Source organism: Streptomyces sp. NPDC053069, from assembly GCF_044546895.1.
Taxonomy (GTDB): domain Bacteria; phylum Actinomycetota; class Actinomycetes; order Streptomycetales; family Streptomycetaceae; genus Streptomyces.
This window is the reverse complement of sequence record NZ_JBITZN010000033.1, coordinates 1-3658: the sequence shown is the minus strand read 5'-3', so window position 1 is coordinate 3658 and position 3658 is coordinate 1. Positions and strand designations below refer to the sequence as shown.

Annotated in this window: 5 protein-coding genes; 3 read left to right on the top strand and 2 right to left on the bottom strand. The window is 69.8% G+C overall.

Features of this window, described 5'->3' with window-relative positions; all coding sequences use genetic code 11:
• Window positions 1-207, top strand: a 207-nt coding sequence (locus tag ACIGXP_RS39990) for an adenosylhomocysteinase (RefSeq protein WP_399776945.1), incomplete at its 5' end; no start/stop codon positions are given.
• A gap of 314 nt (window positions 208-521) precedes the next feature.
• Window positions 522-1136: a hypothetical protein gene (locus ACIGXP_RS39985; protein ID WP_363220872.1), complete on the top strand. Its 615-nt coding sequence runs from the start codon at window positions 522-524 to the stop codon at window positions 1134-1136.
• 98 nt (window positions 1137-1234) lie between these two features.
• On the opposite strand, the gene ACIGXP_RS39980 is transcribed toward ACIGXP_RS39985, so the two are convergent.
• The gene (locus ACIGXP_RS39980; RefSeq protein ID WP_399776947.1) at window positions 1235-2197 is read right to left on the bottom strand and encodes an RDD family protein; all 963 of its coding nucleotides are present in this window, start codon (window positions 2195-2197) and stop codon (window positions 1235-1237) included.
• A 142-nt stretch (window positions 2198-2339) separates the two neighbouring features.
• Between ACIGXP_RS39980 and ACIGXP_RS39975 the strand changes: the two genes are divergently transcribed.
• Complete coding sequence (locus ACIGXP_RS39975; RefSeq protein ID WP_399776942.1) at window positions 2340-3347, top strand: stage II sporulation protein M; 1008 nt, start codon at window positions 2340-2342, stop codon at window positions 3345-3347.
• A gap of 109 nt (window positions 3348-3456) precedes the next feature.
• Here ACIGXP_RS39975 and ACIGXP_RS39970 read toward each other — a convergent pair.
• The coding region (locus ACIGXP_RS39970) for a hypothetical protein (RefSeq protein ID WP_399776939.1) at window positions 3457-3658 on the bottom strand (202 nt) is incomplete at its 5' end.

The following is a 3658-nucleotide window of genomic DNA, read 5'->3' as shown; positions in this document are numbered from 1 at the left end:
CAGACGCTGGCGCAGATCGAGCTGTTCACCAAGCCCGACGCGTACCCGACCGGCGTGTACGTGCTGCCCAAGCACCTCGACGAGAAGGTCGCCCGTCTCCACCTGGACGCGCTGGGCGTCAAGCTCACCAGGCTGCGTCCGGAGCAGGCCGCGTACATCGGCGTCGAGGTCGACGGCCCGTACAAGTCGGACCACTACCGCTACTGAGCCGGCGACGGCGCAGTCCCGCCTGCCGGGGAGCACACCGGTGCACCGCCGCGCTCCCCGGCCGCAGGCCCTCTGAGACAGGCCCCCGCACCCCCGTGCCGGGGGCCTGCCCCTTTGACCGGTCCCGCCCATGACAGGTCACGCCCGACTCCGTCCGCCTGCGCCCGGCCGGAACGGTCCCCTACCGGGTAAGGCCTCGCCCTTACCGGAACGGTCTCCTATCGGGTAAGGGCACCGCCCCTACCGGAACGGCCCGCACCCGGCCCGAACGACCCGGGCACCGGACCGTCAACCCGTCGAACCCAGGACCCCCCATGCCCCGCGGCCGTTATTCGCTCCACGATCCGCACGATCACACCCCCCTCGCTGAAGAACACTTCCAGTGCGCCCCCGGCCCGTCCGGCTGGCGCTATGTCTCCCGGGTGACCAGCCCCGCCGGCGATCACCGCGGGTCGGTCGACCTGGCCTTGGACGACCTCGGCCGCCCCATCCGCCTGGAACTCCACGCGGGCGAATGGCAGGTGCGCGGCGCAGCCCTCGACGGCGTCACCTGGGTCCGCACCGACCCCACCGGAACCCATGCCACCGAAGGCAATGTGCGCGCCCACACCTTCACCGGCACGTCCCCCGCATTCCTCGTCGCCACCGCCCGTCTCCTGCGCCTCACCCCCTCGTCCGACGCGACCCGCGTGCGGATGGTCGCCTTCACGGACCCGGTCCTCGCCCCCCGCACCGTGGATCAGTCCTGGGCCCTGGTGAACAGCGAAGCACACGCCACTGACAACGGCCCCCTGACCGTGGACGAATACCAGGTCACAGCCCTGGACACCGGCGAACGGCACACCGTCCACATCGCCGGCGACGTCGTTCTGGCCGCGCCCGGGATCGAGCTGGAGGACCTCCAGTCACCGCCGTCGACGTTCGGCTGAAACGCGAAGACCGACGAGACCGCGTGGACCCGGGCGGAAGCCCTCCTCAACGATCGTGAAGAGGAGACCACCGAACGGCGGCTGAGCCCTGCCTCGGGCTACGCCGGCGGTGCGAAACCGGTGGCAGACCGGTCGGCAGGTGGCTCGTTCCACGCAGGTTCGGCCGACGGCACAACAGGAGCCTGCGGCTGCCGGGCCCAGTCCTGCGGCTGATCGGGCCGACCGGGATCCTGCGGCGACCTGGCCGCCGCGGACGCGGGCGGTTGATACGCGGTCGGTGCGCCAGGCCCGGCCACCGGCGGGGCGAACCCACCCGGGCCGAACGCCTGCCGGACCTCGCGGGACTGCCGCTCGTGCACCACCGCCGCCAGGAACGCGGCCGCCGGCAGATCCTTGGGCACCGACGCGCCGGTTCGCGTCGCGAGGTCGGCGGCGAGCCGCTGGGCCATGCCCAGCGAGACCTGCGGATCGAGCTGCCCCATCCGGGTCAGGTACTGCCGGACCGCAAGCCACAGCCCGTCGGGCACCGCCGACAGGTCCAACGAGGCGAACCGCCCCGCCAGCCAGGGAGGCGGCGGCGGAACGAAGGCGGCCCGACCGGCCGGTATCCGCTCACGTACGACCAAGGTGCCTGCGAACACATCTCCCAGCCGCCGACCTCGCGCCGACACCAACGAGGCGATGCAGGCGATCACACCGAACGTCAGCAAGATCTCGACCACACCGATCGCACCCCGCACCAGCGCGTGCCGGAACCGGATCGGCCCGCCGTCGTCCCGTACGACCCGCAGTCCGAACGCCAGCTTCCCCAGCGAACGCCCGTGACTGAGCGTCTCCACCGCGATCGGCCCGCCGACCAGCACCAGCAGAAACGTCGCGATGGACAGCGCCGTCTGAGCCGCCTCGTCCAGAGAAGCGGTCGACAGCACCACCGCGATGCTGACGACGACGTACGCGACCATGGCCACCACGAGGTCGAGCAACACGGCCAGCGCCCTGCTCGGCAACTTGGCCGGCCGCAGTTCGAGCGCCACCGCCTCGCCCGTCACCAGCTCATTCACGCCCGTCCGCCTTCCCTGATCTGCCCCCGGAAGCGCAAGTCTGCCAAGCTGTGGGCGCATCGCGCCGCAGTACGACAAGCTGACCGCGATCGTGAGCACCGCGACGAGAAGTCGACGACCAGCCGAGGAGCATGCAGACCTGATGGACCTGGACGTCTTCGTCTCCGTACACCGAGCCGAATGGGACCGCCTGGATGCCCTGCTCCGCCGCCGGCGCCGCCTCAACGGCGCCGAAGCCGACGAACTCGTCGCCCTCTACCAGCGCACCGCCACCCACCTCTCCCTCATCCAGTCCAGCGCCCCGGACCCGCAGCTGACGGGACACCTCAGCCAACTGGTGGCACGCGCGCGTAGTGCCGTCACCGGCGCCCGCCGCGCCTCATGGCGTGACGTCACACGCTTCCTGGGCCAGGGCTTTCCTGCCGCGGTCTACCGCGCTCGCCACTGGTGGGTGCCCACGGCGTTGGTCTCCACGGTCATCGCGATCCTCCTGGGCTGGTGGATCGGCACCCACCCGGACGTACAGTCCTCCATTGCGGCACCCAGCCAGCTGCGCGAGCTCACCCGCCCTGGCGGTGAGTACGAGACGTACTACTCCAGCCATCCCGCGGCTTCCTTCGCCGCCCAGGTGTGGACGAACAATGCCCAGGCGGCCGCGATGTGCCTGGTCCTGGGCGTCTTCCTGGGCCTGCCGGTCCTCTGGATCCTCTTCGAGAACATGCTCAACCTCGGCGTCGGCTTCGGCCTGATGTCCTCAGCCGGCCGCCTCGACACATTCCTGGGGCTGGTCCTTCCCCACGGCCTGCTCGAACTGACCGCCGTCTTCGTCGCGGCCGGTACGGGGCTGCGCCTGGGCTGGACACTCATGGACCCCGGCCCGCGTACCCGGCGCGCCGCTCTCGCGGAAGAAGGACGGGCGGCCGTCGGCATGGCGATCGGTCTCGCCCTGGTCCTCTTCGTCTCCGGCGCCATCGAAGGCTTCGTCACCCCGTCCGGCCTGCCCACCTGGGCCCGCATCGGAATCGGCGTCCTGGCCGAGCTCGCATTCCTGACGTACGTCTACGTCCTGGGCGGGAGGGCGGTACGGGCAGGCGAGACGGGCGATCTCGAAGCGGCGGACCGCAGCGCCTCGGTCCCCACCGCGGGCTGATGTGCGTTTCACCCCTGTGAGCTGCTAGTCTCCTCTTCGCCCCGCAAGAGCCGTTGACACGGATGGCGCGGGGAGGTAGATTCAAACAGTTGCCTGGAACTGGACAAGTTCACAGGTCGCCGTTAGACTCTACGAGCTTCCCGAGAATGTCGAGAACGACATCTCTGAGAAGCGCCTCCCGATTAATCGGAAAAGAACGGCCGGTCAGACCGGCCAAGAACTTCTGATAAAGTCGGAACCGCCGGAAAGGGAAACGCGAGAGCGGGAACCTGGAAAGCACCGAGGAAATCGGATCGAGAAAAGATCTGATA